Annotated in this window: 31 protein-coding genes; 17 read left to right on the forward strand and 14 right to left on the reverse strand. The window is 71.4% G+C overall.

All coding sequences use genetic code 11. The features are described 5' to 3' along the window. Positions 1-79: 79 nt before the first annotated feature. From V5E28_RS12570 to V5E28_RS12595, 6 genes are all read left to right on the forward strand, one after another. Positions 80-2,791 carry a DEAD/DEAH box helicase gene (locus tag V5E28_RS12570; RefSeq protein ID WP_336206991.1) on the forward strand — a complete coding sequence of 904 codons (2,712 nt, stop codon included), beginning with the start codon at positions 80-82 and terminating at the stop codon, positions 2,789-2,791. Beyond that, positions 2,788-3,894: an SWIM zinc finger family protein gene (locus V5E28_RS12575; protein ID WP_336206992.1), complete on the forward strand. Its 1,107-nt coding sequence runs from the start codon at positions 2,788-2,790 to the stop codon at positions 3,892-3,894. The genes V5E28_RS12570 and V5E28_RS12575 overlap by 4 nt, the downstream gene beginning before the upstream one ends. A gap of 52 nt (positions 3,895-3,946) precedes the next feature. Beyond that, positions 3,947-4,852, forward strand: coding sequence for an LLM class flavin-dependent oxidoreductase (locus tag V5E28_RS12580; protein WP_336206993.1), 906 nt, complete (start codon positions 3,947-3,949; stop codon positions 4,850-4,852). A gap of 29 nt (positions 4,853-4,881) precedes the next feature. Continuing rightward, the gene (locus tag V5E28_RS12585; RefSeq protein WP_336206994.1) at positions 4,882-5,385 is read left to right on the forward strand and encodes an SET domain-containing protein; all 504 of its coding nucleotides are present in this window, start codon (positions 4,882-4,884) and stop codon (positions 5,383-5,385) included. Positions 5,386-5,451: 66 nt separating this feature from the next. Further along, on the forward strand, positions 5,452-5,748 hold the full coding sequence (locus V5E28_RS12590; protein WP_336206995.1) for a type II toxin-antitoxin system prevent-host-death family antitoxin: 297 nt from the start codon (positions 5,452-5,454) through the stop codon (positions 5,746-5,748). Next, positions 5,745-5,984 (forward strand): type II toxin-antitoxin system RelE family toxin, encoded by a 240-nt coding sequence (locus tag V5E28_RS12595; RefSeq protein ID WP_336206996.1) that lies wholly within the window; start codon positions 5,745-5,747, stop codon positions 5,982-5,984. The genes V5E28_RS12590 and V5E28_RS12595 overlap by 4 nt, the downstream gene beginning before the upstream one ends. 31 nt (positions 5,985-6,015) lie before the next feature. Here V5E28_RS12595 and V5E28_RS12600 read toward each other — a convergent pair whose 3' ends face one another. Then, positions 6,016-6,573 (reverse strand): HAD domain-containing protein, encoded by a 558-nt coding sequence (locus tag V5E28_RS12600; protein ID WP_336206997.1) that lies wholly within the window; start codon positions 6,571-6,573, stop codon positions 6,016-6,018. Positions 6,574-6,723: 150 nt separating this feature from the next. Beyond that, a complete protein-coding gene (locus V5E28_RS12605) occupies positions 6,724-7,275 on the reverse strand; it encodes a helix-turn-helix domain-containing protein (protein ID WP_442945800.1) in 552 nt (183 codons plus the stop codon). Between the two features lie 92 nt (positions 7,276-7,367). Between V5E28_RS12605 and V5E28_RS12610 the strand changes: the two genes are divergently transcribed. Continuing rightward, positions 7,368-7,700 (forward strand): pentapeptide repeat-containing protein, encoded by a 333-nt coding sequence (locus V5E28_RS12610; protein ID WP_442945801.1) that lies wholly within the window; start codon positions 7,368-7,370, stop codon positions 7,698-7,700. A 17-nt stretch (positions 7,701-7,717) separates the two neighbouring features. On the opposite strand, the gene V5E28_RS12615 is transcribed toward V5E28_RS12610, so the two are convergent. After that, positions 7,718-8,164 carry an Atu4866 domain-containing protein gene (locus tag V5E28_RS12615; protein WP_336206998.1) on the reverse strand — a complete coding sequence of 149 codons (447 nt, stop codon included), beginning with the start codon at positions 8,162-8,164 and terminating at the stop codon, positions 7,718-7,720. Positions 8,165-8,292: 128 nt separating this feature from the next. Between V5E28_RS12615 and V5E28_RS12620 the strand changes: the two genes are divergently transcribed. Further along, the gene (locus V5E28_RS12620; RefSeq protein ID WP_336206999.1) at positions 8,293-8,541 is read left to right on the forward strand and encodes a hypothetical protein; all 249 of its coding nucleotides are present in this window, start codon (positions 8,293-8,295) and stop codon (positions 8,539-8,541) included. Next, complete coding sequence (locus V5E28_RS12625; protein ID WP_336207000.1) at positions 8,469-8,780, forward strand: hypothetical protein; 312 nt, start codon at positions 8,469-8,471, stop codon at positions 8,778-8,780. The genes V5E28_RS12620 and V5E28_RS12625 overlap by 73 nt, the downstream gene beginning before the upstream one ends. Positions 8,781-8,838: 58 nt before the next feature. Here V5E28_RS12625 and V5E28_RS12630 read toward each other — a convergent pair whose 3' ends face one another. Together V5E28_RS12630 and V5E28_RS12635 are read right to left on the reverse strand one after the other, a co-directional pair. Then, positions 8,839-9,591 (reverse strand): SDR family oxidoreductase, encoded by a 753-nt coding sequence (locus V5E28_RS12630; RefSeq protein WP_336207001.1) that lies wholly within the window; start codon positions 9,589-9,591, stop codon positions 8,839-8,841. Positions 9,592-9,705: 114 nt separating this feature from the next. After that, on the reverse strand, positions 9,706-10,548 hold the full coding sequence (locus V5E28_RS12635) for a helix-turn-helix transcriptional regulator (RefSeq protein ID WP_336207002.1): 843 nt from the start codon (positions 10,546-10,548) through the stop codon (positions 9,706-9,708). A 421-nt stretch (positions 10,549-10,969) separates the two neighbouring features. Between V5E28_RS12635 and V5E28_RS12640 the strand changes: the two genes are divergently transcribed. Together V5E28_RS12640 and V5E28_RS12645 are read left to right on the forward strand one after the other, a co-directional pair. Then, positions 10,970-11,176, forward strand: a complete 207-nt coding sequence (locus V5E28_RS12640; RefSeq protein ID WP_336207003.1) for a hypothetical protein — start codon at positions 10,970-10,972, stop codon at positions 11,174-11,176. Positions 11,177-11,178: 2 nt separating this feature from the next. After that, positions 11,179-11,496, forward strand: a complete 318-nt coding sequence (locus V5E28_RS12645; RefSeq protein ID WP_336207004.1) for a hypothetical protein — start codon at positions 11,179-11,181, stop codon at positions 11,494-11,496. Between the two features lie 25 nt (positions 11,497-11,521). Here V5E28_RS12645 and V5E28_RS12650 read toward each other — a convergent pair whose 3' ends face one another. Together V5E28_RS12650 and V5E28_RS12655 are read right to left on the reverse strand one after the other, a co-directional pair. Beyond that, a complete protein-coding gene (locus V5E28_RS12650; protein WP_336207005.1) occupies positions 11,522-12,406 on the reverse strand; it encodes a helix-turn-helix transcriptional regulator in 885 nt (294 codons plus the stop codon). Then, positions 12,403-12,858 carry a nuclear transport factor 2 family protein gene (locus tag V5E28_RS12655; RefSeq protein ID WP_336207006.1) on the reverse strand — a complete coding sequence of 152 codons (456 nt, stop codon included), beginning with the start codon at positions 12,856-12,858 and terminating at the stop codon, positions 12,403-12,405. Before V5E28_RS12655 ends, V5E28_RS12650 begins: the two co-directional genes overlap by 4 nt. Before the next feature lie 245 nt (positions 12,859-13,103). Here V5E28_RS12655 and V5E28_RS12660 point away from each other — a divergent pair, with 245 nt between their 5' ends. Both V5E28_RS12660 and V5E28_RS12665 read left to right on the forward strand, forming a co-directional pair. Continuing rightward, on the forward strand, positions 13,104-14,609 hold the full coding sequence (locus V5E28_RS12660) for a DUF4158 domain-containing protein (protein WP_336207007.1): 1,506 nt from the start codon (positions 13,104-13,106) through the stop codon (positions 14,607-14,609). 120 nt (positions 14,610-14,729) lie between these two features. Beyond that, positions 14,730-15,491: an alpha/beta fold hydrolase gene (locus V5E28_RS12665; RefSeq protein ID WP_336207008.1), complete on the forward strand. Its 762-nt coding sequence runs from the start codon at positions 14,730-14,732 to the stop codon at positions 15,489-15,491. A 68-nt stretch (positions 15,492-15,559) separates the two neighbouring features. Here the strand turns inward: V5E28_RS12665 and V5E28_RS12670 are convergent, their stop codons facing one another. After that, on the reverse strand, positions 15,560-16,144 hold the full coding sequence (locus V5E28_RS12670) for a TetR family transcriptional regulator (protein WP_336207009.1): 585 nt from the start codon (positions 16,142-16,144) through the stop codon (positions 15,560-15,562). A gap of 87 nt (positions 16,145-16,231) precedes the next feature. Here V5E28_RS12670 and V5E28_RS12675 point away from each other — a divergent pair, with 87 nt between their 5' ends. Then, the gene (locus tag V5E28_RS12675; RefSeq protein ID WP_336207010.1) at positions 16,232-17,005 is read left to right on the forward strand and encodes an SDR family oxidoreductase; all 774 of its coding nucleotides are present in this window, start codon (positions 16,232-16,234) and stop codon (positions 17,003-17,005) included. A gap of 10 nt (positions 17,006-17,015) precedes the next feature. Here the strand turns inward: V5E28_RS12675 and V5E28_RS12680 are convergent, their stop codons facing one another. Genes V5E28_RS12680 through V5E28_RS12690 form a run of 3 tightly spaced genes read right to left on the reverse strand, consistent with a single transcriptional unit; the run spans position 17,016 to position 18,380 of the window. Beyond that, the gene (locus V5E28_RS12680; protein ID WP_336207011.1) at positions 17,016-17,411 is read right to left on the reverse strand and encodes a VOC family protein; all 396 of its coding nucleotides are present in this window, start codon (positions 17,409-17,411) and stop codon (positions 17,016-17,018) included. Positions 17,412-17,415: 4 nt separating this feature from the next. Beyond that, positions 17,416-18,027: an SRPBCC family protein gene (locus V5E28_RS12685; RefSeq protein ID WP_336207012.1), complete on the reverse strand. Its 612-nt coding sequence runs from the start codon at positions 18,025-18,027 to the stop codon at positions 17,416-17,418. Then, a complete protein-coding gene (locus V5E28_RS12690) occupies positions 18,027-18,380 on the reverse strand; it encodes an ArsR/SmtB family transcription factor (protein WP_336207013.1) in 354 nt (117 codons plus the stop codon). Before V5E28_RS12690 ends, V5E28_RS12685 begins: the two co-directional genes overlap by 1 nt. 82 nt (positions 18,381-18,462) lie before the next feature. On the opposite strand from V5E28_RS12690, the gene V5E28_RS12695 reads away from it, so the two are divergent. After that, positions 18,463-19,746, forward strand: a complete 1,284-nt coding sequence (locus tag V5E28_RS12695) for an RNA polymerase sigma factor (RefSeq protein WP_336207014.1) — start codon at positions 18,463-18,465, stop codon at positions 19,744-19,746. Between the two features lie 169 nt (positions 19,747-19,915). On the opposite strand, the gene V5E28_RS12700 is transcribed toward V5E28_RS12695, so the two are convergent. The 3 genes from V5E28_RS12700 to V5E28_RS12710 form a co-directional block, all read right to left on the reverse strand. After that, a complete protein-coding gene (locus V5E28_RS12700) occupies positions 19,916-20,704 on the reverse strand; it encodes a putative protein N(5)-glutamine methyltransferase (protein ID WP_336207015.1) in 789 nt (262 codons plus the stop codon). 172 nt (positions 20,705-20,876) lie between these two features. Then, positions 20,877-22,289 (reverse strand): pyridoxal phosphate-dependent decarboxylase family protein, encoded by a 1,413-nt coding sequence (locus tag V5E28_RS12705; protein WP_336207016.1) that lies wholly within the window; start codon positions 22,287-22,289, stop codon positions 20,877-20,879. Continuing rightward, positions 22,282-22,908, reverse strand: coding sequence for a helix-turn-helix domain-containing protein (locus V5E28_RS12710; RefSeq protein WP_336207017.1), 627 nt, complete (start codon positions 22,906-22,908; stop codon positions 22,282-22,284). Before V5E28_RS12710 ends, V5E28_RS12705 begins: the two co-directional genes overlap by 8 nt. 369 nt (positions 22,909-23,277) lie before the next feature. Here V5E28_RS12710 and V5E28_RS12715 point away from each other — a divergent pair, with 369 nt between their 5' ends. Both V5E28_RS12715 and V5E28_RS12720 read left to right on the forward strand, forming a co-directional pair. Continuing rightward, positions 23,278-24,117 carry a nitroreductase/quinone reductase family protein gene (locus tag V5E28_RS12715; protein WP_336207018.1) on the forward strand — a complete coding sequence of 280 codons (840 nt, stop codon included), beginning with the start codon at positions 23,278-23,280 and terminating at the stop codon, positions 24,115-24,117. Positions 24,118-24,487: 370 nt separating this feature from the next. Continuing rightward, the gene (locus V5E28_RS12720; RefSeq protein ID WP_336207019.1) at positions 24,488-25,663 is read left to right on the forward strand and encodes a cytochrome P450 family protein; all 1,176 of its coding nucleotides are present in this window, start codon (positions 24,488-24,490) and stop codon (positions 25,661-25,663) included. The last annotated feature ends 21 nt before the right edge of the window (positions 25,664-25,684 follow it).

The following is a 25,684-nucleotide window of genomic DNA, read 5'->3' on the forward strand; positions in this document are numbered from 1 at the left end:
TCCATATCGCGGTATGAGGAAGACGGCCGCCCCTGGCTGTGGTAAACCGCACCCCTCACGTACCGTACACTGTACGGCCGTGAGCCTCACACACGATTCCGTACGGCACGCGGTCGTCTTCGAACCCAGCGATCCCCCCAGATCCGGGCGAATGGCCTTCCTCGACCCTCAGGGCGACGCCACCGTCACCGTCGTCGAGCAGCACGGCGGCGAGCTGCGCACCCGGGAGGCCCCCGCCACCCGGGTCCCCGTCGCCGAGGCCGTCGCCGCCCTGGCCAGAGCGCGGGGCGACGAGGCCGCCCACCCTGCCGCACGGTTCTGGGGCGCCGCGTCACTGGTGGCACTCCAACTCGTCACCAGGGGCCGCATCCTGCCCGGTGTGACCGCCGCCGATCACGACTCCTGGCGAGCCGGGCCGTTCGACGCGGCGGACGCCCGGCGCATCCGCGAGCTGGCCGACGCCATGCCGGCCGCGGCCCGCGCCGTACCGATCGACGAGGACCTGCGCCTGCCCGAGGCGGAGAGTCACGTGCGGGCGTTCCTGGACGCGGTGGCCGACGCGATGCCGCGCTCGCCAGGCGCGGTGCGGGCCACCGGCAGCTCCGCGTTCGCCGCGGCCAAGCCGGTCAAGGTGCCCCGGCTGCGGTCCTGGGCGGCGGAGGTGTCGGCGGGGCTGGACTCCGGCGTGCGGTTGTCGCTGCGCCTGGAGACCGGCGACCTGGAGCGCGCGGAGTTCCGCGCGGTCGTCCAGCTCCACAGCCTGGCCGACCCCGCGCTGGTGGTGGACGCGGCCGAGCTGTGGGAGGGCACGGACCCCCGCTTCGGCGGGCGGGCCCGGATCGACGCGACCATCGCCATCCGCCGCGCAGCCCGCCTCTGGCCACGGCTGGAGGCGCTGCTGGACAGCGCCGTGCCGGACGAACTCACGCTGTCGGACGGCGACGTCGAGGATCTGCTCGCCGGAGCCGCCGAGCGCCTGGCCGCGGCCGGGGTCGAGGTGCATTGGCCCAGGTCGCTGGTGCGCGGCCTGAGCGCCCGCGCCGTCCTCGGCGAGCGCGACCCGGCGCCGTCCGACATGCCGTCGTTCCTCGGCGGCCCCCACCTGACCAGCTTCGACTGGCAGCTCGCCCTCGGCGGCGAGCGGCTGACCGCCGCCGAGATGGACCAGCTCGCCGAGGCGCACCGCCCGGTCGTGCGGCTGCGCGACCAGTGGGTGCTCATCGACCCGGACGTCGCACGCAAGGCCCGCCAGCGCGATCTCAAGCCCCTGACCGGCCTCGACGCCCTAGGCGCCGCCCTGACAGGGACGGTGGAGGTCGACGGCGAGCAGGTGGCGGTCGAGCCGAGCGACTGGCTTCGCGAGCTGCGCGACCGGCTGTCCGAGCCCGAGGACATCGGCCCGCCGCGGGGACTCGCCGCCACGCTGCGCGACTACCAGCTCCAGGGGCTGCGCTGGCTGGCCAGGATGACCTCGCTCGGCCTCGGCGCCTGCCTGGCCGACGACATGGGCCTGGGCAAGACCATCACGCTGATCGCCCTGCACCTGCACCGTGCGCAGGCCGGGCCGACGCTGGTGGTGTGTCCCGCGTCGTTGCTGGGCAACTGGGAGCGGGAGATCACCAGGTTCGCGCCCGGCGTCCCGGTGCGCCGCTTCCACGGCGCCGGCCGGAGCCTGGCAGAGGAGGGGTTCGTCCTCACCACCTACGGCACCATGCGGCTGGACGCCGAGCGGCTCGCCGAACACTCCTGGGGCCTGCTCGTCGCCGACGAGGCCCAGCATGTCAAGAACCCGGCCTCGGGCACCGCCAAGGCGCTGCGCGAGATCCCGGCGGCAGCCCGCGTCGCGCTGACCGGGACGCCGGTGGAGAACAACCTGTCGGAGCTGTGGGCCGTCCTCGACTGGACCACGCCCGGCCTGCTCGGTTCGCTGGCCAGGTTCCGCTCACGATGGGCCAAACCCGTCGAGTCCGGCGACAAGGCCACGGCCGAGCGGCTGGCCAGGCTCGTCGGGCCGTTCCTGCTGCGCCGGCGCAAGTCCGACCCCGGGATCGCGCCCGAACTGCCGCCCAAGACCGAGACCGACCGGCCCGTCGCGCTCACCACCGAGCAGGCAGGCCTGTACGAGGCGGCCGTGCGGGAGATCATGGGTCAGATCGAGTCCGCGCAGGGGATGGCCAGGCGCGGGCTCATCGTCAAGCTGCTGACCGGGCTCAAGCAGATCTGCAACCACCCCGCCCAGTATCTGCACGAGGCCGCGCCCCGGCTGCCCGGCCGGTCCGGCAAGCTGGAGCTGCTGGACGAGCTGGTCGACACGATCGTCGCCGAGGACGGCGCGGTGCTCGTCTTCACCCAGTACGTCGCCATGGCCCGGCTGCTCGACAAGCACCTGGCCGCCCGCGGCGTCGGCACGCAGTTGCTGCACGGCGGCACCCCCGTGGCCAAGCGGGAGGAGATGGTCCGGCGTTTCCAGGACGGCGACGCGCCGGTGTTCCTGCTGTCGCTGAAGGCGGCCGGCACCGGGCTCAACCTCACCCGCGCCGACCACGTCATCCACTACGACCGCTGGTGGAACCCCGCCGTCGAGGACCAGGCCACCGACCGCGCCTACCGCATCGGCCAGACCAGGCCCGTGCAGGTCCACCGGCTGATCGCCGAAGGCACCATCGAGGACCGCATCGCCCAGATGCTCGCCGCCAAGCGCTCCCTGGCCGATGCCGTGCTCGCCGGCGGCGAGGCCGCCTTCACCGAGCTGACCGACGCCGAACTCGCCGCACTCGTGGAGCTGAGTTGAACGCCGCCCGCGGATTCCCCGCCTTCCCCCGCCAGCGCGCCGGCGCCCGCTTCGCCACCTCCTGGTGGGGCCGCGCCTGGATCAAGGCCCTGGAGGACACCTCGCTCGACCAGGTCATGCTGCAGAAGGGCCGCGCGTACGCCAAGACCGGCCAGGTCGGCCCCATCACCGTCAGCCCCGGCCGCCTGGCTGCCGTCACCGAGGACGAGTACGACACCGTCGTCCACGTCGAGCAGCTCACCGACGCCGAGTGGGAACGCTTCCTGGACCAGGTGGCCGCCAAGGCCGGGCACATCGCCGCCCTGCTCGACCGGGACATGCCCCACGACCTCGTCGAGGCCGCCGAGGACGCGGGCGTTCCCCTGCTGCCCACGGTGGGCGACCTCGAGCCCGGGTGCGCCTGCCCCGACTGGGGGCACCCGTGCAAGCACGCGGCCGCCCTGTGTTACCAGGCGTCCTGGCTGCTCGACGGAGATCCGTTCGTACTCCTGCTGCTGCGTGGGCGCGGAGAGCAGGACCTGATCGAGGCACTCCAGCAGCGTGACGTGCCCGCCGCCGCTCCGCAGGGCACCCCGGCCGCCGAGGCGTTCGCGACGGGCGTCCCGCCGCTGCCGGCCCCTCCCCCGCTGGACGCCGCCTTCTCGCCGCTCGGGCTGGAGCCGGCCCCCGGCGTCGACGTGGCCGCCCTCGAGGTCCTCGCCGCCTCCGCCGCCTCCCGGGCGCGCGAGCTGCTGACCTCCGGCCGGCTGGTCACGCTGACGGAATACCAGGACAGGGTACGGATGTCCGCCGCGTTCGAGCTGGACCTGGGCCTCGACGCCGCCGTGGAGGCCTGGCGACAGGGCGGGATCGACGGCCTGGACGTGCTCGAATCCGCCTGGACCCCGCCGAGGCAGGTCCTGGCCAGGGCGCAGGCGCTGCTGGAGTCCGGCAGGGAGGGAGAGCGCCCCGTCGCGGTGGAGGCGTGGCGTAACCGGTGGACGCTGGGTGACCTGCAGTTGCGTTACGGCCGCGACGGCCGCTGGTATCCGTTCGAGCGGCGCGGTGACGAGTGGTGGCCCGCCGGGCAGCCGGAACGGGATCCGTCGGTCCTGGTCCACTGACCGGCTTCAGGCGAGTTGACGTCAACCTGACTTGAGGTTGCACGCTGTGGCCATGGAGAACTTCGAGATCGGCGTCATCCTCCCCGGGCCGGCCGTCCAGCGCAGGGATGGCATCGACCTGCGGGAGGCCGCCCGGCACGCGGAGGCGAACGGGCTGGACGGCGTGTGGCACGGCGACCACCTGGCCGTCGGAGGGCCGACGCTGGACGCGTCGATCGCCCTGGCCACGGCCGCCGCGTCCACCACCCGGATCCGGATCGGCGCCAGCGTGTTCGTTCCCGGGATCCGGCCCGTCGTCTGGGCCGCCAAGCAGATCGCGACCCTGCAGTACGTGTCCGGTGACCGCCTTGTCCTGGGAGTCGGTTCCGGGGGCGGCCCCGGGCAGTGGGCGGCCGCCGGGGTCCCCTACGGCGAGCGCGGCCGCCGCACCGACACGGCCCTGGAACTGCTCCCCCGGCTGCTGGCAGGCGAGGAGGTCCGGCTGCGGGACGAAACCGGCGAGCCGACGGTTCGGCTGGCGCCGGCCGCGGCGATGCCGCAGGTGTGGGTGGGCAACGCCTCTGCCGCGGCGATCAGGCGGGCGGCGCGGCTGGGCGACGGCTGGTTCCCGTCCCTCGTCTCGCCCCGCGAGGTCGCGGACGGCGGAGCGCGACTCGCCGAACTGGCCGCCGGACACGACCGGCCTACGCCGACGATCGCGATCGGAGGCGCCGCAGCCCTGGGAACCGGGGCCGGCGTCCCGTCCCGGGAGGAGATCGCGTCGGGCATCGGCAACGCCTACGGCCGCCCCCTGGAGGAGGTCGTCGACCTCCCGCTCACCGGCCATCCGAAGGAGGCCGCCGAGAGGCTGGCCGTCTACCGTGATGCCGGGGCGAGGCATGCGATCATCGGGATCTCGGGTGGAGACTGGCGAGCCCAGGTCGACCTGCTGGCGGAGGTCCGGAGCCTGCTGCGGTAGTCCGGGCATGTGCGGGAGGATGATCACCGATGACCGACGTCTACCCGGCCGAATGCCGGCTCACCCCGAGCGCGCGCGTCGGCTCGTCCTCCATCCAGGGCGCCGGACTGTTCGCCACCGCCCGGATCGACCAGGGTGACGAGGTCATGCGCTTCGGCGGGCAGCTCATCGACGATCGGACGCTCGCCTCTCTCACGCCGCCCTACAGCAGCCTGACGGTCGAGGCGGGCCTCCACCTGCTCCTCGATCCCGCCCACCCGGTGCGTTACGGCAACCACTCCTGCGATCCCAACCTCTGGCACGCCGACGCCACCACCGCGATCGCCCGGCGCGACATCGACCGGGGCGAAGAGCTGACCATCGACTACGCCACCCACACCGGCATCGAAGCATGGTCGATGACCTGCCTCTGCGGCAGTCCCCTCTGCCGCGGGACCGTGACCGGCGACGACTGGCGACTGCCCCGGCTGCGGGAGGCCTACGGCGACCACTGGAGTCCGCCCTTGCTGCACCGCATCAGGACAAGCGGATAGAGGTTCGGGCAAGTGTTCAGATCTGACATCTGTGCATGATGCACATCCTGTGCGTATGGTTTGCCTATGAAGAACGACGCGCTGGGCATCGCAGAAGCCCGCAGCAAGCTCGGCGTCCTGGTGTCCCGCGCGGTGCACGCGCACAGGCCGACGATGATCAGCCGTTCCGATGAGGAGCGGGCCGTGCTCATCTCCGAAGAGGAGTACGAGGAGTTGCTGAGGTTGCGCGAAGAGCGGGAGACCGCCGAGGTCCGCGAGGCCATCGCCGCTCACGGGCGCGGCGAGGTGCGCATGCACCGGTATGAGAGCCGCGACGCGCTCTATGCCGACTTCGGGCTGTCCGTCCCCGGCGACCGCGCTTGAAGCGGCCGCTCCACCTCGCGGAGGCCGCGCGTGAGGCCCTGCGAGGCGCCGCTGCCGGCCTGCGCGTCATGATTCTGGACACCCTGCTGGACCTCACCGAGGAGCCCGAGCCGCTCGGCGCGCGCCCCTACGGCGGCATCCCGGGGGCGTTCGAGCTGCGCGCCGACACCTTCCGGGTCGTCTACACCCACGCCGCCGATCACGTGTCCGTATGGGTCCTGCAGATCAACACATGACGGCACGAACGTCGACCACCGGCCGCGCGGCTCAGATCCTGGTCAACCCGTGGTCTCCGCACATGCCGTGCAACCACTCGTTCAGAGCGGCGTAGTCGGCGTCGCCGAGGCCCTGACCGGGGTCGACACGATGGAGCAGGGCATGTCCTCGGTGGTGTGCGGACACCCAGGCTCGGTCGATGTCAGTGATCTCGTCGTCGACCCAGGCGAATGAGCGCCCGGCTGCCCAGCCGACGAGAGCGCGGGTCTTCCAGTGCAGCCCGTCCCGCTCGTCTTGTTCGTCGACGTCGGACGGCTCCGGCCAGGTCACCACCGGCAACTGCGGCAGACCGATCCGCGGTGCGACGCACTCGTTCGCATCGTCCATCCAGGTCGTGGCCCAGACCAGGTCGCACGGTAGTGCGGTCAAGCGGGGGCCGTGCGCGGGATTGATCCTGGCCAGGAGCGGATTCGAGCCGGGTTCTGGTGGTTCGCGACTCGTCTGGTAGGTCGGGTGTCCGTCCGGATGCTGCCGCGGTGCCGGGCCGAAGGGAATGAGTGGTCCGTCGACATCGAGGAAGAGCAGCGGGCGCTGCGTGGGACCGGTCACGGCTGCACGATAGCGACCTGCCCGGGCCGGGCGTCCAGGTACGGCCGTCGGTAAGGCTGACTGCACCAGCCGCTATCTACTGTGTTTTCGCAGTTCAGGGCCACTCGCGGTCCGCGCGGCGACGACGATGTCGATCCGCTGCCGATGTCGTTACCGGAGGGGATCCCCTGCGGCGGCTTGCGTGCGTAGAACGCGGGACAGGAGGACCTCCTCGAGGTCGCGGAGTGGGAAGCTCGTATCTTCGGCAGCCAGGGACAGCCCGCCGCGGATCCCGGCGAGCAGTAGGAGGCGATCTCCCTCAGGGTCGGGCGAATGGCAATCCCGCAGAGCCTGGGCCAGGGAGTCGAGAAGGTCGACCGATTCCTCGTCGGCGTGCGCGGCGCGCAGTACGTGTCGTGCCTGGGGGTCGGCGAGCAGGGCCGAGACCGCACGCCCTTCTTCGATCTCCTCGGGGGAGGTGTCCAGGCCCAGGAGCGCCGAGCGGACCAGTAGGGCCAAGGCGGTGGCGGGTTCTGCGCCAGGGGGAGTGGCCAGGGCCGCCAGCGCGGCCCGGGTCCGGTCGCGCCAGCCGTTGGCCACGTCGAGGAGTAGGCCGTCCTTGCTACCGAAGTAGTGCGAGGGCAGACCGCTGGCCACTCCGGCCCGGGCAGCGACCTGTCGCAGGGTGGTGGCGTGGTAGCCCTGCTCGGCCATCAGCAGCACTGCCGCCTTGCGGAAGCGCGTTCCTCAACTGCACCTTCACCAATAGCGCCTTCTTCGACGCGACCTTCACCCGCTGCAAGCTCGTCGGCAGCATGTTTGACCGGTGCACCTTCGACCTGCTGAAGGTCGAGGGCGGGGACTGGTCGCTCACTGGCCTGCCCGGGGCGCCCCTGGGCTCGGCGTCCTTCGTCGATGTGAGCATGCGCGAGGCGGACCTGACCGGAGCCCGCTGCGAAGGCGCCACTCTGCGCAAGGTGGACCTGTCCGGAGCACTGCTGCACAGCGCCGACTTCACCCGCGCCGACCTCCGCGGCAGCGACCTGTCCACGCTGGATCCTCTCGTGGTGCGGCTCGGTCGCGCCCGTATCGACATCACTCAGGCCGTGACCATCGCCACGGCTCTTGGACTGAACGTCGACCCGTAGCCACCGACGGACGGGGATCAGCGTCGGCGGTGAAAGATCATGCCGCCGTGGTGGAGGGTGTCGGCATCGACGAAGGTGCCGTCGGCGGTGAAGCCGGTGTCGTCGACGTAGTCGATCTGGTTGCCGGTGATGGTGTAGCTGCCGGTGTAGGCGCTGGTACGGGTACCGCGGGCTTCGTCGTAGCGGCCGTCGGCGGTGAGCTCCTGGCGGATGTGGCCGTCGCTGGTGACCCACATGCCGACGTAGGGGTGACGGGTGGGCTTCGGGCTGGTGGTGGTCACGGCGGCCTCCTGGGGTGTCTGGTCGTTGCTGGACGGGATGGACGGGATGGACGGGGTCGACGGGGTGGGCGGTAGGGCCGCGATGGCGGTCTCGCGGTCGGAGGGCGGCGCGGTCGAGCAAGCCGGCAGCGACGCCGCCGACAGGGCGACGACGAGCACGAGATTGCGGGTTCTCGCGGACATTCGGGGCTCCGTTCCGATGGGGTGATCTCACCGTAGGAACGGCGCGAGAAGGCTGGGTAGGCGTGCCACTACCAGCCAAGGCGCCGGAGTTGACCTTGACGTAAGGGTCAAGGCTTAGCGTCGGCCACATGACGCGAACACGCGAGGTGCACCTGGCCGCCAAAGGGCGGTTGGAGATCGTCGAGACGGTGCTGGAGGCCCCGGAGCAGGTGCTGGTCCGTAATCGGCTGATCGGGCTGCGGGCTGCGATGGGGCTGCTGCTGAGGGGCGGTGCTCCCGGCATGCCGTGCTCGACACCGCGCGGGTGCGGGTACTGCCCGCCGAGGCCGATCCGGTGCTGGGGCTGGCGCAGACTGAGCTGGCCCATGCCGCGCTGACGATCGCGGCGCTGGGCGCAGGAGAGACGGTAGTCGTCTCCAGTGCGGCCGGGTCGATCGGCTCGGTGGCGGGCACCCTGGCCAGACGGCTGGGGGCCGGTCGGGTGGTGGGCAGCGTGAGCGAGCCCGTACGCCCCAGGGCGCTCAAGGGGGTGCCGGAGTCAATTGAGGGTGTCGAAGCCGAGCTGCGGGATGCGCCGGCCGTCGTTCAACGCGACGGTGTTCACGGCTCCTGCTAGGAGATCGCCGGGATACCGGGACGGGCGGCGCGAACGTCGCCCGTCCCGGTCCGGTGGGTCAGTCGCGGTAGCGGGCGCTCAGGACGTTCAGGACGTCCTGGTAGCGGCCCTCGGCCTCGGCGTTGCGCTGCCACTTCACCCGCTCGACGAGGATCTGCTCGGCGTCGGGCTGGGTCCGCAGCAGGCCCATGACCTCGGTGAGGAACTCCTCCAGCGGCATGGCGACGTCGCTGTTCTGCTGGCCCATCAGCGTGGTCCGGGTGGCCGGCGGGACCAGTTCGATCACCCGCACGTTGCTCTTGGTCAGCTGCACCCGCAGCGACTCGGTGAAGGAGTGGATCGCGGCCTTGGTCGCGTTGTAGGTCGGGGTGGCGGCCAACGGCACGTAGGCCAGGCCGGAGCTGACCGTCATGACCGTCGCCGTGGGCTGGGCGAGCAGATGGGGCAGGAAGGCGTTGACCAGGCGGATCGGCCCGAGCAGGTTGACCGCGATGGTGCGCTCGGCCACGTCGAGGGATGCCGGGTCGCGCAGGTCCTCCGGTTCCATGATGCCGGCCATGGTGACGAGGGCGTCCAGTGCCGGGTAACGCTGTGCGAGGTCGGTCTGCGCGGCGGCGATGGAGGCCGGGTCGGTGGTGTCGATCTCGACGGTGTCGATACCGGGGTGCTCGGCGGCGATCTGCTGCAGCAGTTCGGTGCGGCGTCCGCCCACGATGACGGTGCTGCCGGCGGCCTGCAGGCGCAGGGCCAGGCCCAGGCCCAGGCCGGAGGTGGCGCCGGGGATGAAGACGGTGCTGTTGGTGATGTTCACGGTGTTCCTTCTCGGTGTTGTTCAGGTCGATGGGCGAGGGCACGAGGGCGTGCCTGGGGGCCGCGGGTCCGGTCGGACCGGCGGGGGCAGAAAGTGGGCTCGGGCGGGGCGGACTCAGTCGAAGGACTGCGGTCCCAGCACGGTCAGGAAGTCGAACTTCGCGGCGGCGTCGGAACCCACACGCGGGCGGAACAGGACCAGGCGGTGCCCGGTCGCCGGGCTGAGCACCACATCGCACTGCAGGTCCAGGTCGCCGACCAGAGGGTGCAGGATGCGTTTGGGCGTCGAGGACAGCGCCGCGACATCATGTTCCTCCCACACACGTGCGAACTCCCTGCTGCGGGCCAGGAGGTCGGCCACCAGATCATGGGCGGCGACATCGCGCATCGAACGTTTGGCCAGGCCGGCGCGCAGATCTGCGGCGTAGGCGCGGCCGATGCGTTCGTGCTCGGCGGGGTCGTTCAGCTCACGCGAGGCCGGGTCGGCGAACCAGCGCCAGGTCACGTTCGACTCGTAGCCGGGCAGCCCGGTCCATGCCCCGAGCAACGCCTCGGCGGCCCGGTTCTGCGCCACGACCGTGAGCAGGTCGTCGCAGACCTGCGCCGGGGTGCTGTCCAGCACGTCGAGCAGGTACTGCATCGCCGGATCGACATGGGCCAACGGAGAGTGCGGCTCGGGCGGTCGCTGACCGGCGAGGCGGAACAGGTGCTGCTGTTCCTCGCTGCTCAGGCGCATCGCCCGCGCCAGACTCGCCAGAGCCGCCTCCGAGGGGGTCTTCACCCGGCCCTGCTCCAGGCGGGAGTAGTAATCGGAGGAGAGGGCGGCCAGCAGCGCGACCTCTTCCCGTCGCAGACCAGGAGTGCGGCGCCGCCCACTGAGGGCCAGGCCCACGTCCCGGGGGCGCAGCCGCTCGCGGCGCGAGCGCAGGAACTCACCGAGCGCGTTCCGGTCCTCCATCACCGCCTCCTTCCGTTCGTACGGTGATACGAGTGTCGGTCGCTCCGACGTTGGCTACCAGGCCACGTTCAACCGGGGACTGCGAGACCTACCCTTCGCGTCCCTGACGCCGCCAGTGCAGCGCAGTATGTGGAGGTATACGAAATACTGCGAGTTCCCCTGAGTCCGAAGGAAGCAAGCACTACGCATTGCACTGAGGGCTGTGCGAGTTCTCATGTAGCTGCCGCCACCCGACAAGTAGCGCTCGGTAACCATCGCTGCAATGCGTAGTGCTTGCTTCCTTGGAGTGCTGTCGCGGTAAATGCCGGATTTACTGCGGCGGAACCCCTACCGTGATCACCGCGACCTGCGGCGGGCCATTCCGGCTCCTGGGGCGAGGTGTACGCACTTACTGCGGCAGAGCCGGAAGGGCGGGACGGGCATGGCGATCGAACCAGTGACCGACATCGTGAGCGGGGGCGCGTTGCGGCTGCCGCGCGCCCGGGTCGTGCCCCTGTCCGCCCCGCCGGCTACGTACACCGTGGCGGTCGAGCGGTACCTCACCGGCGCGGGCATCGCGAAGTCCTCCGCCCGCATCTACCGGATCTCGCTGACAACGCAGCAAGGGCCGATGAGGTGCTGTGCCTGAACGTGGAAGACCTGTACCCGCAGGACAAGCGCGGCAGGATCACCGCCAAGGGCGGGGCGACCGAGTGGATTCACTGGCAGTCCGGCACCGCCCAACTGCTGCCCCGCCTGATCGCCCGCCGCACCCGCGGCCCGCTGTTCCTCACCGACCGCAAGGCCCCGTCCGGGACACCGACGCTCGACGTGTGCCCAGAGACCGGCCGGGCCCGGCTCTCCTCGCCACGCCTCCGTACGGTCCTGGAGCGGTACGCACGGCCCGGCGTCGACTCGGTCACCCGGCACGTCGCCGAACGCGACCCCGATGCACGTCGCCGCACGTAAATCCGAGCGGATCAGGACTTCAAGATCATCCCGTTGCCCCTTTGGCGCGTATCTCGGTCACACCCCATGAGTGCTCCTTCTCGGCGGTAGCCGCTGTGGTGGTGCTCGCGTGGTGGCTGCCCAACAGGGCCAGGGCGGTGGCCGCGGGGCTGCCCGGGTCGGCCTGGTAGACGACTAGTTGCTGGCCGGGGCTGGAGTTGACGGTCAGGGATTGGTAGCTCAGCTCCAGCTCGCCGACCAGGGGGTGGTGGAAGCGTTTGATCTCGGCGACCTTGTTGCGTACGTCGTGGCGTGCCCACAGGCGGGCGAAGTCGGCGCTCTTCAGCGACAGCTCGCCGACCAGCGCCACCATGGCTGGATCGTCGAGGTCGTGCCCGGCGCCGGCGCGCAGTGCCGCGACGCAGTTCTCGGCGATCATCGGCCAATCTAGGTAGAAGGTGCGGGCAGCGGGCAGGAGGAAGACCGCCTTGACCAGGTTGTCCTGCTCTCCCGCCCAGGAGAACAACGCTTCGCCGAGCGGGTTGGCGGCCAGCTGGTTGAGGTGCCGGTCGAAGATGAGCGCGGGATTGGTATGCCAGCCATCCATGAGCTGCATCAGCGACGCGTCGGCGTACTCCACCTTGCCGGGGCGAGGTCGCGGCGTGGGGGACGCCAGTGTACGCAGGTGGTCGGCGGCGTCCGGGCTCAGCCCGAGCGCCACGGCCAGGGCTTCGACGACCTGGGCCGAGGGGCGGCGGTCGCGGCCTTGCTCCAGCCGGATGTAGTAGTCGGTCGACACCCCGGCCAGCATGGCGACCTCCTCTCGGCGCAGCCCCGGCGTACGGCGCTGCCCCACGGGCAGGCCGTGCTCCTGAGGGCTGGCGGCGGCGCGCCTTGCCCGCAGGAACGCGGCCAGCGGACCGGCGGTCACGAGAAGGACCCCAGGCTGTCGACGCCCAAGGTCCAGGACATGGTCAGGTGCTGCCTGGCGACCTTCCAACCGGCATCGATGCGGACGAACTCCCAGGTGTAAGAGCCGCCCATGTCGAAATGCGCACCCGCCTCAGCGGAGTCGGGGACGCCGACGAACAACATGTAGCCGACTCCGGTGGCGCGGTCGCCGTCGATCTCGAAGTGGGTGTTGAGAAGGTAGTGGAACATCGCGGCGTAGGAGTCCTCCGCCGCGATCACCGTCGCCTTGATGGTGCGGGCGCCGTGCAGCGGCTCCCAGGGGCCGAAGGCCAGCTCGGCGTCCTCGGTCCAGCACCCGATCCAGGTGTCGTAGTCCTTGTGGTCCAGGGCCCGCCAACCCCGGACCAGCAAACCGTGGAGCTCCTCCTTGTCGATCAGATCGGTCAGCGCCGTGGTGCATTCGGTGGTCATGGGCTAACCGTAGGAGCGGCCTGCTCCGCCTGGGTAACCTCGCCACTCCCACCCACGCGGAACACCTCCCCGCATGACCTGCCAGAGACGTTGGGGCCCAGCGACACCCGGGTCGTGGAGAACTGCAACGGCGCCAACGACAAGACTGCGGCGGTGCGGAGCCCGTTGCTGGTGGCGTCGCGGACCGCGGCGGCGGCTTCCGGAGTTCTGGGCACGCGGTCTCCTTCTAACGATTGAACCGCGCCGTGCGGCGCACCCTGGACGAAGATGAGCTGATCGAGCACTGGCTGCTGATCGGCAAGGAGCCGGACCTGCTGACCGGCCGGACCGGTCCGTCCAAGCTGGCGCTGGCGTTATGGCTGAAGTTCTTCGCCCAGCACGGGCGTTTCCCCGAGGGCCGCTCCGAACTGCCGGACGAGGCGGTCGCGTTCGTCGCCGGCCAGGTAAAGGTCCCCGCCACCGAGCTGGGCCAACTGATTGCCCGGCGCACAGCCTCACCGGACAAGGAACCCGACGGCAAGGCCGCCTCGGAGGGCGCCGCAGCTGAGGCGATAGCCGAGGCGGGCGGGGCCCAGACTGCAGCAAACGCCAACACGACCGACCAGGCGGCTGGGCACGAGCAGGGGCAAGAGGAGCAGGACGAGGACGAGCTCGAGGGCGCCGACATCTTCGCCGCGATCCGCGAGGAGCCGGGCAACGTCAGCGTGAAGTCCATCGAGCGGGAGGCGTTCAAGCTCGGCGCGATACGAGCGATACAGCTGCCGGAGGACCTGTTCACCGACATCGCGCCCGCCGTCCTGCTGGCCTGGCGATCCCGGGTGGCCGCCGAGGCGCCCAGCCATCTGCGTGAGCACCCGGACGCCATCAAACTCACCCTGCTGGCCGCCTACCTGCACTGCCGGCAGAGGGAGATCATCGACGCGCTGGTGGACCTGCTGATCACCACCGTGCATCGCATCAACGCCCGCGCCGACACCGTGGTGACCAAGGAGTTCATCAACGAGCTCAAACGGGTCTCGGGCAAGGAGAACATCCTGTTCAAGATGACCCGGGCCGCGCTGGAGGCACCGGAGGAGACGGTCAGCGAGGTGATCTACCCGGCCGTGCCCGGCGGCGTCGACACGCTGGTCGCGCTGCTGCACGAGTACACCCACAAGGGCAGCACCTACCGCCAGCACCGCCAGCGGGTGTTCAAGGCCTCCTACACCAACCACTACCGGACCGGGCTGGTCCAGATCCTGGAGGCGCTGGAGTTCGGCTCGACCAACACCGTGCACGCGCCGATGATGACGGCCCTGGCGCTGATCAAGCGATACAAGGCCGAGGCCACCAACCGCACCAAGTACTACGCCACCGGCGAGTCCGTCCCCGTGGACCGCATCGTGCCCGCCGAGCTGGCCGAGCTGATGTATCGCACCGACAAGCGCGGCCATCAGCGCATCTTGCGCAGCGTGTACGAGTGCGGGGTGTTCCAGACGCTGCGCGAGCAGCTGCGCCGCCCACGGGCAGCCGTACGTGCTCAACTTCCGTGGCGGCCGCTGGACCAGACCGACGCTACCCGCGGGAGCCGGGTGGGCGGGGTTTGTGGACATCGTGCCGGTGCCCGGCACCACCCGGCTGTGGGCCCTGGCCCGTCGCGTCGACGGCACCTTGCTGATCTACGAGCTGGCCTGACCGCTGCGGCCGAGTACGGACTCGAGTTGCGTGCCGAGCGGCAGGCCGAGGTACGGGAGAGGGCTGCTGGTCGGTGACGACGGTGGCCCTTCCGGCGTGCGCCCCAGTAGATCCCCGGCGGGGCGTGCGATGAGTTTCCGGCCGCCGTGCCGTATCAACTCCAGAGACCTACCCGCGATGAAGGAAAGGGCGGCACGATGGCCGACTACATGGATGTGAACGGCGTGCACACGTGGTACGACGAGCGCGGAGCGGGCGAGCCGGTGGTGCTCCTGCACGGGGGCCTGACCGACAGCCGGGACTTCAACGGCAATCTCGACGCGCTGGCCGAGCGGTTCCGGCTCCTGCTCCCCGAACGCAGGGGCCACGGCCACACCCCTGACGTGCCGGGGCCGTTCTCCATGGAGGCGTTCGCGGACGACACCGCGGCGTTCATCGAGAAGACCGTCGGCGGTCCCGTGCGGCTGGCGGGATACAGCGCCGGAGCGACCGTGGCGCTGTGGACCGCCGTGCGCCGCCCCGACATGGTCGAGCGGCTCGTCCTGATCAGCGGCGGCTTCGATCCGGACGGGATGATCCTGAAGCCGAGCACTGACGGTCCGCCCCCTCCGCCGCTGATTTCCGCCTATGCCGAGGTGTCGCCGGACGGGGCGGACCACTTCCCCGCCGTGATCGCGAAGGTGGCCCGGTCGGTGACCGAGGATCGGCCCCTGGTCCAGGACGACCTGGCCGCCGTCAGGTGCCCCGTGCTGGTCATGGCCGCCGACGACGACATCATCACCCTGGAGCACACCCTGCGGATGTACCGGGCACTGCCCGCCGCCCAGCTCGCCGTCGTGCCGCAGACCTCTCACCTGCTCCTGCACGAGAGGCCCGAGCTGTGCGCTCGCCTGGTCGGCGACTTCCTGGCCGACGTCCCGGCTCCCACCTGGATGCCGATCCGCCGCGCCGCCGGCTAGACACGCCGGCGAGCAGTCAGCGATTCGGCCGCGTTTGACGACGCGGGGCCGGGTACGGCGGCGTGCCGTCAGTCGTCGACGGGGGCGTTGGCGGTGAGGGTCCTGGCCAGGTCCACGACGACGGCGCGCCGTCGGGCGAGGGCCTTGGCCGGGTCGGGCTCGTCGAGCACCAGCCTGCGCAGCTGCGGAACCGAGAAGTTCCACGCCACCAGTCCCAGGATGGTGAAGAGCCAGTCGCGGGCCTGGCGCTCGTCGGTCAGCCCGGCCGCCGCCATGTTGCGGACGTTGTCCCTGTAGGCGTCGGCGCGGGTCTGCTCGCCCTGCAGCGGACCGTCGCCTGACTCCAGCGCCTCCCAGAGCAGCAGCCGGACCAGCTCGGGATGCTCCTGATACCAGTCGAACAGGACGCCGACCATGTCCGGCAGCGAGCGCGGGTCGAGGTCGACGACGTGGCAGATCTCCTGCAGCTTGGCCGCCACCACCGCCCCGAACAGCTTCTCCTTGCTGCCGAAGTAGAGGTAGATCGCCTGCTTGTTGGCGCGGGCGCCCGCGGCGATGCGCTCGATCCTGGCCCCGGCCAGGCCGTGCTCGGCGAACTCCACTGCGGCGGCCGCGAAGATCCGCTGCTTGGTCGCCTCGGCGTCGTACGTCATGGAGGAATTAAACCATCCGGTTGACATTGGGACCGCATCACGCCATGGTTCTAAAACAACCAGTTGATTTATTTTTTGGGAGAGAACATGTCCGTAGCCGTTGTCGCGCCCATGCCGGTGAGCTCGCCCCTGCCGTTCGCGTTGTCAGGACGTACCGCCGTCGTCATCGGCGGAAGCTCGGGGATCGGGCTGGCGGCCGGGACGTTGCTGCGCTCCCTGGGCGCGCGCGTCGTCCTGGTGGCTCGCGACCAGGACCGGCTGGACCGCGCCGTGGCCGCCGTCGGGGGCGACTCGGTGCTGGGGATCGCCGCCGACGCCGGCGCCGAGGAAGCCCTGGAGCAGGTCTTCGACCAGGCAGGCCCCGTCGACCACGTGCTGGTGACGGCCGGCGGGATCCGCGGCGGGCTGCTCGTCGACACGCCGCGGGCCGGGGTGCAGGCCATGGTCGACGACCGGATCTGGGGCGCCTACGGCGTCGCCCGCGCGGCGGCGACCCGGCTGCCCGCCGGCGGCTCCATCACGTTCACCTCAGGGCTGTACGTGACCCGCCCGATCGCCGGCGCGGCGGCCGCCATCGCCGGGATCGGAGCTGTCGAGGCCCTCACCCGCGCGCTGGCGGTGGAGCTGGCTCCGCGTCGGCTGCGCGTCAACGCGGTCAGGTACGGCGTCGTCGACACCCCGCTGTCACGCGGAGCCCTGGGGCTGGCCACGGACGAGGCCGTCGCCGAAGCGGGCCGGACAATGCTGTCCGGCCGCCTGGGTACGCCCGAGGAAGCGGCCGCGGCTCCGATCTTCCTCATGGCCAACAACTACGTCTCCGGCACGGTGCTCACCGTGGACGGCGGGCAGGGCCTGGCCTGATCGACTCCGATCAGGCGAGGTTGAGCTGCCAGGACACGCCGTACCGGTCCGACACCCAGCCGAACCTGGTGCTGAACCCGTAGGAGTCGAGTGGCATCAACGTCGCGCCCTTCTCCGCCAGCGCCGGGTAGAGGCGCTCGATCTCGGCGTCGGTCTCGCACTGGACGTAGAGCGAGATCGAGGGGGTGAACGTGAACTGGTGCGACACCGCGCTGTCGATGGTCATGTACTCCTGGTCGGCCAGCCTGAAGGTGGCGTGCATCACGCTGCCTTCGACGCCGGCCTCGCCGGGGCCGTAGCGGGTGATGGCGAGCACCTCGGAGTCGTCGAACAGGGACAGGTAGAAGTTCATCGCCTCCTCGGCACAGCCCTCGAACATCAGGAATGTGGTGATCTTCTGCGACATTCGGTCACTCCGGGGTGGGGGCGTAGAAGGCGGTCGTCGCCTTGGTGGCCGCGGCGGCGTGCTCGGCGGTCGCGCCCGCCGCCAGGAACGCCTCGCCCCAGGCCTGACTGCTTTCGGTGATGAACTGCCGGCCCTCCTCGGTCTCGTGCATCCGGTCGTGATCCGGGATCATGCCCCCGGTCAGATGCATGCTCAGACCGAGCAGTGCCAGGTCCCAGCCGATGCCGACCGCACCGGGGCCGAACTGCGACCACATGTCGGGCGGCGGCACCGCGGTGTGCCGCAGCTCGAACAGGGTGCCGCCGTCCTCGGCGGTCAGGCGCACCTCGACCTCCGAGGCGGGGCCGGGACCGTAGGCCCAGGTCACCTTGAGCAGGCTGGGCCGCTCGCAGTGCAGGATTTCGCCGCCGGCGTTGTCCTTGAGCTGGTAGTTGCCGCCGAGGCGGAGGTCGCCGGTGATCGGCAGCATCCAGCGGCTGATCCGCTCGGCGTTGGTGCAGGCGTCCCAGACGTCCTCGGTGCCGGCGTCGTAGCGCCGGGTCAGCACGAGGGTCTTCGTCTCGCCGCTCTCGTGGAGCTCGCGGTGGGACCGGGTGATCTCGTTGATGATGTCCACTAGATGTCCTTCGGTGGCGGCTCTGCGGTGCGGCGCTCGCGCCTGCCACGGGTCAGCTCCGTCGCCAGCGCGTCGAGGCGCTGGTTCCAGAAACCGCGGAAGCGCTCCAGCCACTGGTCGACCTCGCGCAGCGGCCCCGGGTCCACGGCGTAGAGCCGCCGGGTGCCCTGGGCTCGGACGCTGGCGAAGCCGTTGTCTCGCAGCACCCGCAGGTGCTGCGAGACCGCGGGCTGGGAGATGCCGTACTCGCGCTGGATGACGGTGGTGACCTCGCCGGAGCTCAGCTCGCCGTCGGCGAGCAGCTCCAGGATCCGGCGCCGGATCGGGTCTCCTAGGACGTCGAATGCGTGCACGTCCCGAGTATTTCAGGCGCAGCTTATATAAGTCAAACCCGGTACTGATGGACTGTCGGTGCCCGGCGCTAGGGTCGGCTGCGTGGACCACGAAGGCGTCGAGGCGGCCGTCACCCAGGCGTTCCGTCAGGAGTGGGGGCAGGTCGTCGCGACGCTCATCCGCGTCACCGGCGACTGGGATCTCGCCGAGGAGTGTGCCCAGGACGCCTTCGCCCAGGCGCTGCGACGCTGGCCGCGCGACGGCGTTCCCGGCAGGCCCGGCGCCTGGCTGACCACGACCGCCCGCAACCGAGCCACCGACCGGTTGCGCCGGGAGGCGGTCGGCGCGGCCAAGCTGCGGGAGGCAGCCCTGCTGTCGGCTCCGCCCGAGCCCGACGAGGCGGCGGCGGTCAGCGGGGTGGTGGACGACCGGCTGCGGCTGATGTTCACCTGCTGCCATCCTGCCCTGGCGTTCGAGCTGCGGGTGGCGCTCACCCTGCGCACGCTCGCCGGGCTGACGACCGCCGAGATCGCGCGCGCCTTCCTGGTGTCGGAGGAGACCATGTCGCAGCGGCTGGTGCGGGCCAAACGCAAGATCCGCAAAGCCGGCATCCCCTACCGAGTGCCGCCCGCCCACCTGCTGCCGGAGCGGACCGCCTCGGTGCTCGGCGTCCTCTACCTGCTGTTCAACGAGGGCTATTCCGCCAGCGCGGGCGACGCCCTGGTCCGCCAGGGGCTGGCCGCCGAGGCCATCCGCCTGGCCCGCCTGCTCGTCCACCTGATGCCCGGCGAGCCCGAGGCGGAGGGGCTGCTCGCGCTGATGCTCCTGCACGACGCCCGCCGCGCCACCAGGATCGACGCCACCGGCGAGCTGGTGCCGCTGGCGGAGCAGGACCGCACCCGCTGGGACACCGGCGCGATCGACGAGGGAGTGCGCCTGCTGGAGACCGCGCTGCGCGCGGGGCGGCCGGGCCCCTACCAGGTCCAGGCCGCCATAGCCGCCTGCCACTGCATCGCGGCCGAGGCCGCCGGCACCGACTGGCCGCAGATCGCCGCCCTCTACGGCACGCTGGCCCGGCTCGTGCCCTCCCCTGTAGTGCGGCTCAACCAGGCCGTCGCCGTGGGCATGGCCGAGGGGCCCGCCGCCGGGCTGGTGCTGGTGGATCGGCTGCGGGAGTCCGGCGAGCTGGCCGGCTATCACCTGCTGCCGGCCACCCGGGCCGACCTGCTGCGCCGCCTCGGCCGCGCGGACGAGGCGGCCGAGGCCTACCGCGAGGCCCTCGACGCCGCCGGCACCGCCTCCGAGCGCAGCTTCCTCACCCGGCGCCTGGCACAGGTGTCCGCGAGATCCGTCCCGGAATCTCCGCCGGCGCCGCGACCGGCATGATGGCTGCCATGGGAGGCAGCAGGACGGTCCGGGACGGAGAACACGAGGAAGCGTCGCCGGGTCATCCTGATCGTGCTGGGCGTGCTCGTGGCGCTGCCGGCCGGGGGCACGTGCGGGATCGGGTGGCACTACAGCGGCGAGCGTCACCACCGCGTGACCGGCTCGTGGGTCAGGCGGCGGGCCTGGTGCCGATGACGACGGTGGCGTCCCACTCGTCGGAGCGGGCCACACGCGGGGTCAGGCCGTCGCGGGTCACGGTCTCGACCGCCTGGGGCACCTGACGTTCGCTGGTCTCGAACAGCAGGTGGCCGCCAGGGGCGAGCCACTCCCCCGCCGCGGCGGTCACCCGGCGAAGGACGTCGAGGCCGTCGGCGCCGCCGTCGAGCGCCACCCGCGCCTCGTGCAGGCGGGCCTCCGCCGGCAGCATGCCGATCTCGTCGGTGGGCACGTACGGCACGTTCGCGAGCAGGAGGTCGATCCGGCCGCGCAGAGCAGGGGGCAGAGGCTCGTACAGGTCGCCCTCGTACACGTGGCCGCCGGTGGCGGCGAGATTGCGGCGGGCGCAGGCCACCGCGGCCGGGTCGATGTCGGAGGCGTGCAGCTCGACCCGTTCCAGGGCCGCGACCAGCGCGGCGCCGAGGGCGCCCGTGCCGCAGCACAGGTCGACCGCGACGGTCCCCGGCCCGGAACCGGCGGCCATGGCGGACGCTTGGCGCAGGAGGAACTCGGTGCGCGGGCGGGGCACGAAGACGCCGGGGTCCACGACGATGCGCAGGCCGCAGAACTCGGCCCAGCCGAGGACGTGTTCGAGCGGCAGACCGGCGGCTCGCCGGTCCACCATGTCGATGAGGTCCGCCGGGGTCTGCGCCGCGGCGGTGAGCAGTCGGGCCTCGTCCTCGGCGAAGACGCACCCCGCGGCGCGGAGCTTGGTGACGATGGCGGGGGAAGGGAGGGACATGAGCGCCTTTCGGGATGATGTGGGCGCTCTCCCGGTCACCTATGCCAGGTGATCCGCGCGGCCGTGAGGTGAGAGCACCCGACCTGGTCTAGCGGTAATGGGTCTCACCTCCCTGATCGTGCGACTGCTGGCGTCGCGCACACTATCCGAGCCGGTCGGCGGGGCGCAAATGTCAGCGTACGAGCTCCTTGGCGGCCGTCCGGATCTCGTGGAGCAGCAGGGCCAGGTCGTCCTCGGTGGTGTCGGGACTGAGCACGCAGGCGCGCAGGGCGTCCTCGCCGCCCAGCCGGGTGCCGGTGAGGAAGACGTTGCCGCGCCGCTGGACCGCGGCAGGGAGGGCGCGGTTGAGCGCGTCCAGGTCTCGCGCCGCCGCCGGGCGGTGGCGGAAGGCGGTGATGGAGGTGGTGACCGGGGCCATGAGCTCGAAGTCCGCGGACTCCTCGACCATCGCGCCCAGGGCGCGGGCCAGCCGGGTGGTGCGGTCCACGAGCCGGACGATGCCCTCGCGGCCGAGGTGCGACATGGTCGCCCAGGTCTTCAGCGCCCGGAAGGGACGGGTCTGCTCGGGGCCGTACTCGGAGAACCAGCCGAGCTCGTCGGCGTTGTCGTCGATCAGATAGGACGGCACCAGGCTGAAGGCGGCGCGGGCCTGGGACGGGTCGCGCAGCAGGGCGCAGCCGCAGCCCACCGGGACGCCGAGCCACTTGTGCGGGTCCAGCGCCAGCGAGTCGGCCCGCGCCATGCCGGCGAAGGTCGGGGCGGCGCCGTCTGCCAGCACGCCCAGCGCGCCGTAGGCGCCGTCGATGTGGAACCACAGCCCGTGCTGTTCCGCCACGTCGGCGATCTCGTCGAGCGGGTCGACGGCGCCGCTGTTGACGGTGCCCGCGCTGGCCGCGACGCAGAACGGCCGCAGCCCGGCGGCCACGTCCTCGGCGATCATCGTGCGCAGCACCGCCACGTCCATCCGGTAGGAGCCGTCGACCGGGACCGTACGCACCCCGCGCGCGCCGAGGCCGAGCAGCTCGGCGGCCTTGCGCAGGCAGCTGTGCCCCTCCGCCGAGACGTACAGGACCAGCGGGGCGTGCCCGGCGAGCCCTTCCTCGCGGGCGTCCCAGCCGTCCCGCAGCGCCGCCTGCTGGCGGGCGGTGGCCAGGCAGATGATGGTGGCCATGGAGGCGCCGCTGGTCAGCAGTCCGCCGCCGGGCCGGTGCGGGAAGCCCACCAGGTCCGCCAGCCAGCGCACGACCGTCCGCTCCAGGAGGGGACCGGCGTGCTCCCCGCCCGCGCAGCTCGGGTTCAGGGCGGCGGCCAGCGGCTCGATGAGTACGCCCGCCGGGTTCGGCGGGGAGTTGACCCAGCCGAAGAAGCGGGGGTGCCCGTTGCCCATCGGGTAGCGCAGCACCCGGCTCCGCACGTCCTGGAGCAGCTCCTCCAGACCTCGGCCGGCGTCGGGCAGGTCCTGGCCGGTCAGCCAGAGGCGGTCCGCCTCGGGCACCGGCCGCCAGACCGGCTCCTCGCCGATGCCCGCGAGGTGGTCGGCCATGAGGTCGGCAGCCTTGCCGGCGGCCAGGCGCAGCTCATCCATCGAGCGTTTCCCTTCCCAGGTCGTGGTGCGTGACCGCGGGCCCGCCCAGCTCCATGGCCAGGTAGAACACGCAGCCGGTGCCGGCGTCGTCGGCGAAGGCGTGGCGGCGGTCGCCCGGGTAGTAGGCGGAGTCGCCGGGGTGAAGGATCTGCGGCCGGTCGGCGATCGTGAGCCGGAGCCGGCCCGACTCGACGGCCACGTACTCGCGCGATCCGGGGGCGTGCGCGGCGAACTCCCCGGCGTCGACGCCCGGGCCGAGGGTGGTCCGCATGAACTCGAACTCGACGTTCGGCAGCACGGGTGACAGCACCCGCCGCTCCCATCCCGACGGGTCGCGGACCACGCGCTGGGCGGCGTGGCGCAGCACCTGGGGCACCTCGCGGGCGGGCTCGTCCAGCAGCCGCCCGATCGAGGTGCCGAGTGCGGTCGCCAGCCGGTCGAGCACCAGCACGCTCGGTGTCTTGGCGCCCCGCTCGACCTCGGAGACCATGCTGCGGCTGATGCCGCTCAGCTCGGCCAGCCGCTCGATGGGGAATCCCCGGGAGCGGCGCTCCGACCGGATGCGCGCGCCCAGCTCGGCCATCGACAGGCCGGTGGAGAGAACCCCATCGCTATCCATGTGTCCACTATAGCGATGGTTTGTCCGCGATAGTGGCAGCGTTTCCTGGTTTGACAGGTCCTGCTGGGAGGTCGTGTAATGATCGGCAGGTCGCGTGACGCCATCCGGAGGACGGTGGCGGCATGGAGGCCGCGCAGCAAAGGGACGATACCGTGACTTCACAGTTCACAGGCAGCGCCTGATCTGATCGCGCCCGCGCGCCGTCCCCGCGCTCGGTGGTGTTGACCGCCGCCTCGCTTCGGAGCTTTTCCCCGATTCCCCGTGCCTATCGAGGCTTGCCTGCCCAACGGCCGGGCGTCGGCGTGCGATGTACCGACATTTCGCCGCATATCCCTGCGGCTTCGTACCCACGCCAGGAGAAAGCAGAGCATGCCCAACGACTTCAACCAGCAGATCATCGACCAGTTCCGCGCCAACCAGGGCCAGGTCGGCCCGCCCTTCGAAGGAGCCAGACTGCTCCTGCTGACCACCACGGGAGCCAGGACCGGCGCTCGCCACACCACCCCGCTCGGCTACCTTCCCGACGGCGGCTCGGGCCGGGTGCTCGTCATCGCCTCGGCGGGCGGCGCGCCCGCCAACCCGGCCTGGTACCACAACGTGCGCGCCAACCCGCGGGTCACCGTGGAGGACGGGGTGTTCACGTACGAGGCCGACGCGGAGATACTCGACGGCGACGAACGCGACCAGATCTTCGCCCGCGCCGTCGAGACCGATCCCGGCTGGGCCGAATACCAGGCCAAAGCGGGCCGGACCATCCCGGTCATCGGGCTGACCCCCACCGGTCCCGGCGCCCCGAACGCCTCCCGGGCCGGGGACGGTCTCAAGCTGATCCACGACGCGTTCCGCCGGGAGCTGGCCCTGATCCGCAAGGAGGTGGCCGAGTCCGGGCCCGGCCTGGGCACGCAGTTGCGCATCAACTGCCTCACCCTCTGCCAGGGGCTGGAGCACCACCACCTGATCGAGGACGCGCACATGTTCCCCCACCTCGACGGGCAGCACGCCGAGCTCGGCCCGGCCCTGGCGAGGCTGCGCGCGGAGCACAAGACGGTCAAGCGGCTCCTCGACGAGCTCCAGCAGCTCCTCTCGGCCGAGTCGGCGGACCGGGTGACGGTGCTCGCCGAGGTGGAACGGCTCACCACCGAGGTCGAGGCCCACCTCGACTACGAGGAGGAGCAGCTGGTCCCCATCCTGAACGGCATCACGCCCTAGCCGGAGACCCGCCGCGGAAGGCTTCCACTGTCCGGGAGCGGTCGCGACGCCCTGTCCCAGCCGTCGTCGATGAGAACGGCCGGGATGCGGCGCCCGCCCGGCGGGATCGGGGTGTTCCTCGCCGAGGGAGAAGCTCGCCGTGTCCGGGCTCGGACCGAGGGCTTCTCCGCCGGCGCGATCACGGGCATCGGTGTCCTGGCGGATCTGGGCCCTCTGGCTGATCCTGCCGGCGGTCACGGGCGTCGCGCCGTCGCTCGTACCCCCTGATCGCGGCGCGGCCCGTCGTCCTCATGCTTCGGCGTTGCCGTACCTTCCCAGAAGGGATACCTTCAACATCCGAATGTCCCGAACATCTGAATGGGAGGCTGCCATGTCCGGCGTGCCGGAGATCGACCTCAGCGACCCTGCCGTGCTGGCAGACCCGCTCGCCGCCTATGGCCGCGCGCGGGAGGAGTCGCCGGTGGCGCGGCTGATCGCTCCGGGGTTCGGCCCGATGTGGGCCGTGACGCGCTACGCCGAGGCTCGGGCGATGCTGGGCGATCCGCGCTTCGAACTCAGCGCCGACAGCTACATGCGCCTGCCGGTGCCCGAGGCGTACCTCGTCTACATGCGCACCATGCAGGAGATGGAGGGCCAGGAGCACCTCCGGCTGCGCAGGCTGGTGTCGCCCGCGTTCACGCCGCGTCACGTCGCGCGGTTCCGGCCGCGGATCCAGCGGATCGTCGACAGCCTGCTCGACGGCCTGCAAGGTGATGGACCGGTGGACCTGCTGGAGCACTTCGCCCGGCCGCTGCCGATGGACGTGATCTGCGAGATGGTCGGCATCCCCGAGTCCGACCGCGCCACATGGCGAGGCTACGGAGCGGCCGTGGCCTCGGGACACGGCCAGAAGCTGGCCGAGGCGATCCCCGGCATCATGGAGGGCGCCAAGGCGGCCGTCGCCCGGCGGCGGGCCGAGCCGGGGCCGGACCTCATCTCCGACCTGATCCGGGTCCAGGCCGACGACGGCGACCGGCTCGGCGACGCGGAGCTCGTCACTCTCGTCTGGCAGCTCGTCCTGGCCGGGCAGACGCCCACGAACCTCATCGCCAACGCGGTCCAGGAGCTGCTCGCGCACCCCGCCGAGCTCGCCGCGCTGCGCGCGGACGCCGATCTCATGCCGCGAGCCGTCGAGGAGCTGACCCGCTGGTGCGGGCCGCAACTGCTGGCCATTCCCCGCTTCCTGACCGAAGACGTCACGATCGGCGGGGTGCCGGTGCCCAAGGGCGTGCCCGTCACGGCCGCCATCGGCGCCGCCAACCGCGACCCGCGCGCCTACACCGATCCCGACCGGCTCGACCTGCGCCGCGACCCCGGAACGTGCGCACACCTCGGGTACGCCCACGGCCCGCACTTCTGCATCGGTGCCTCGCTGGCGCGGCTGGAGACCGAGGTCGCCCTCGGCGCACTTCTGCACCGCTTCCCCGGCCTTGGCGTCGCCGCGCCGCCGGCCCGACTGCCCGACCCCGGGACCTGGCGCGTGGCAGCGCTGCCCGTGACCCTCTGACGCCTATACCTAGGAGACGCT

It is taken from the genome of Nonomuraea sp. LPB2021202275-12-8 (genome assembly GCF_037044575.1).
GTDB lineage: Bacteria > Actinomycetota > Actinomycetes > Streptosporangiales > Streptosporangiaceae > Nonomuraea.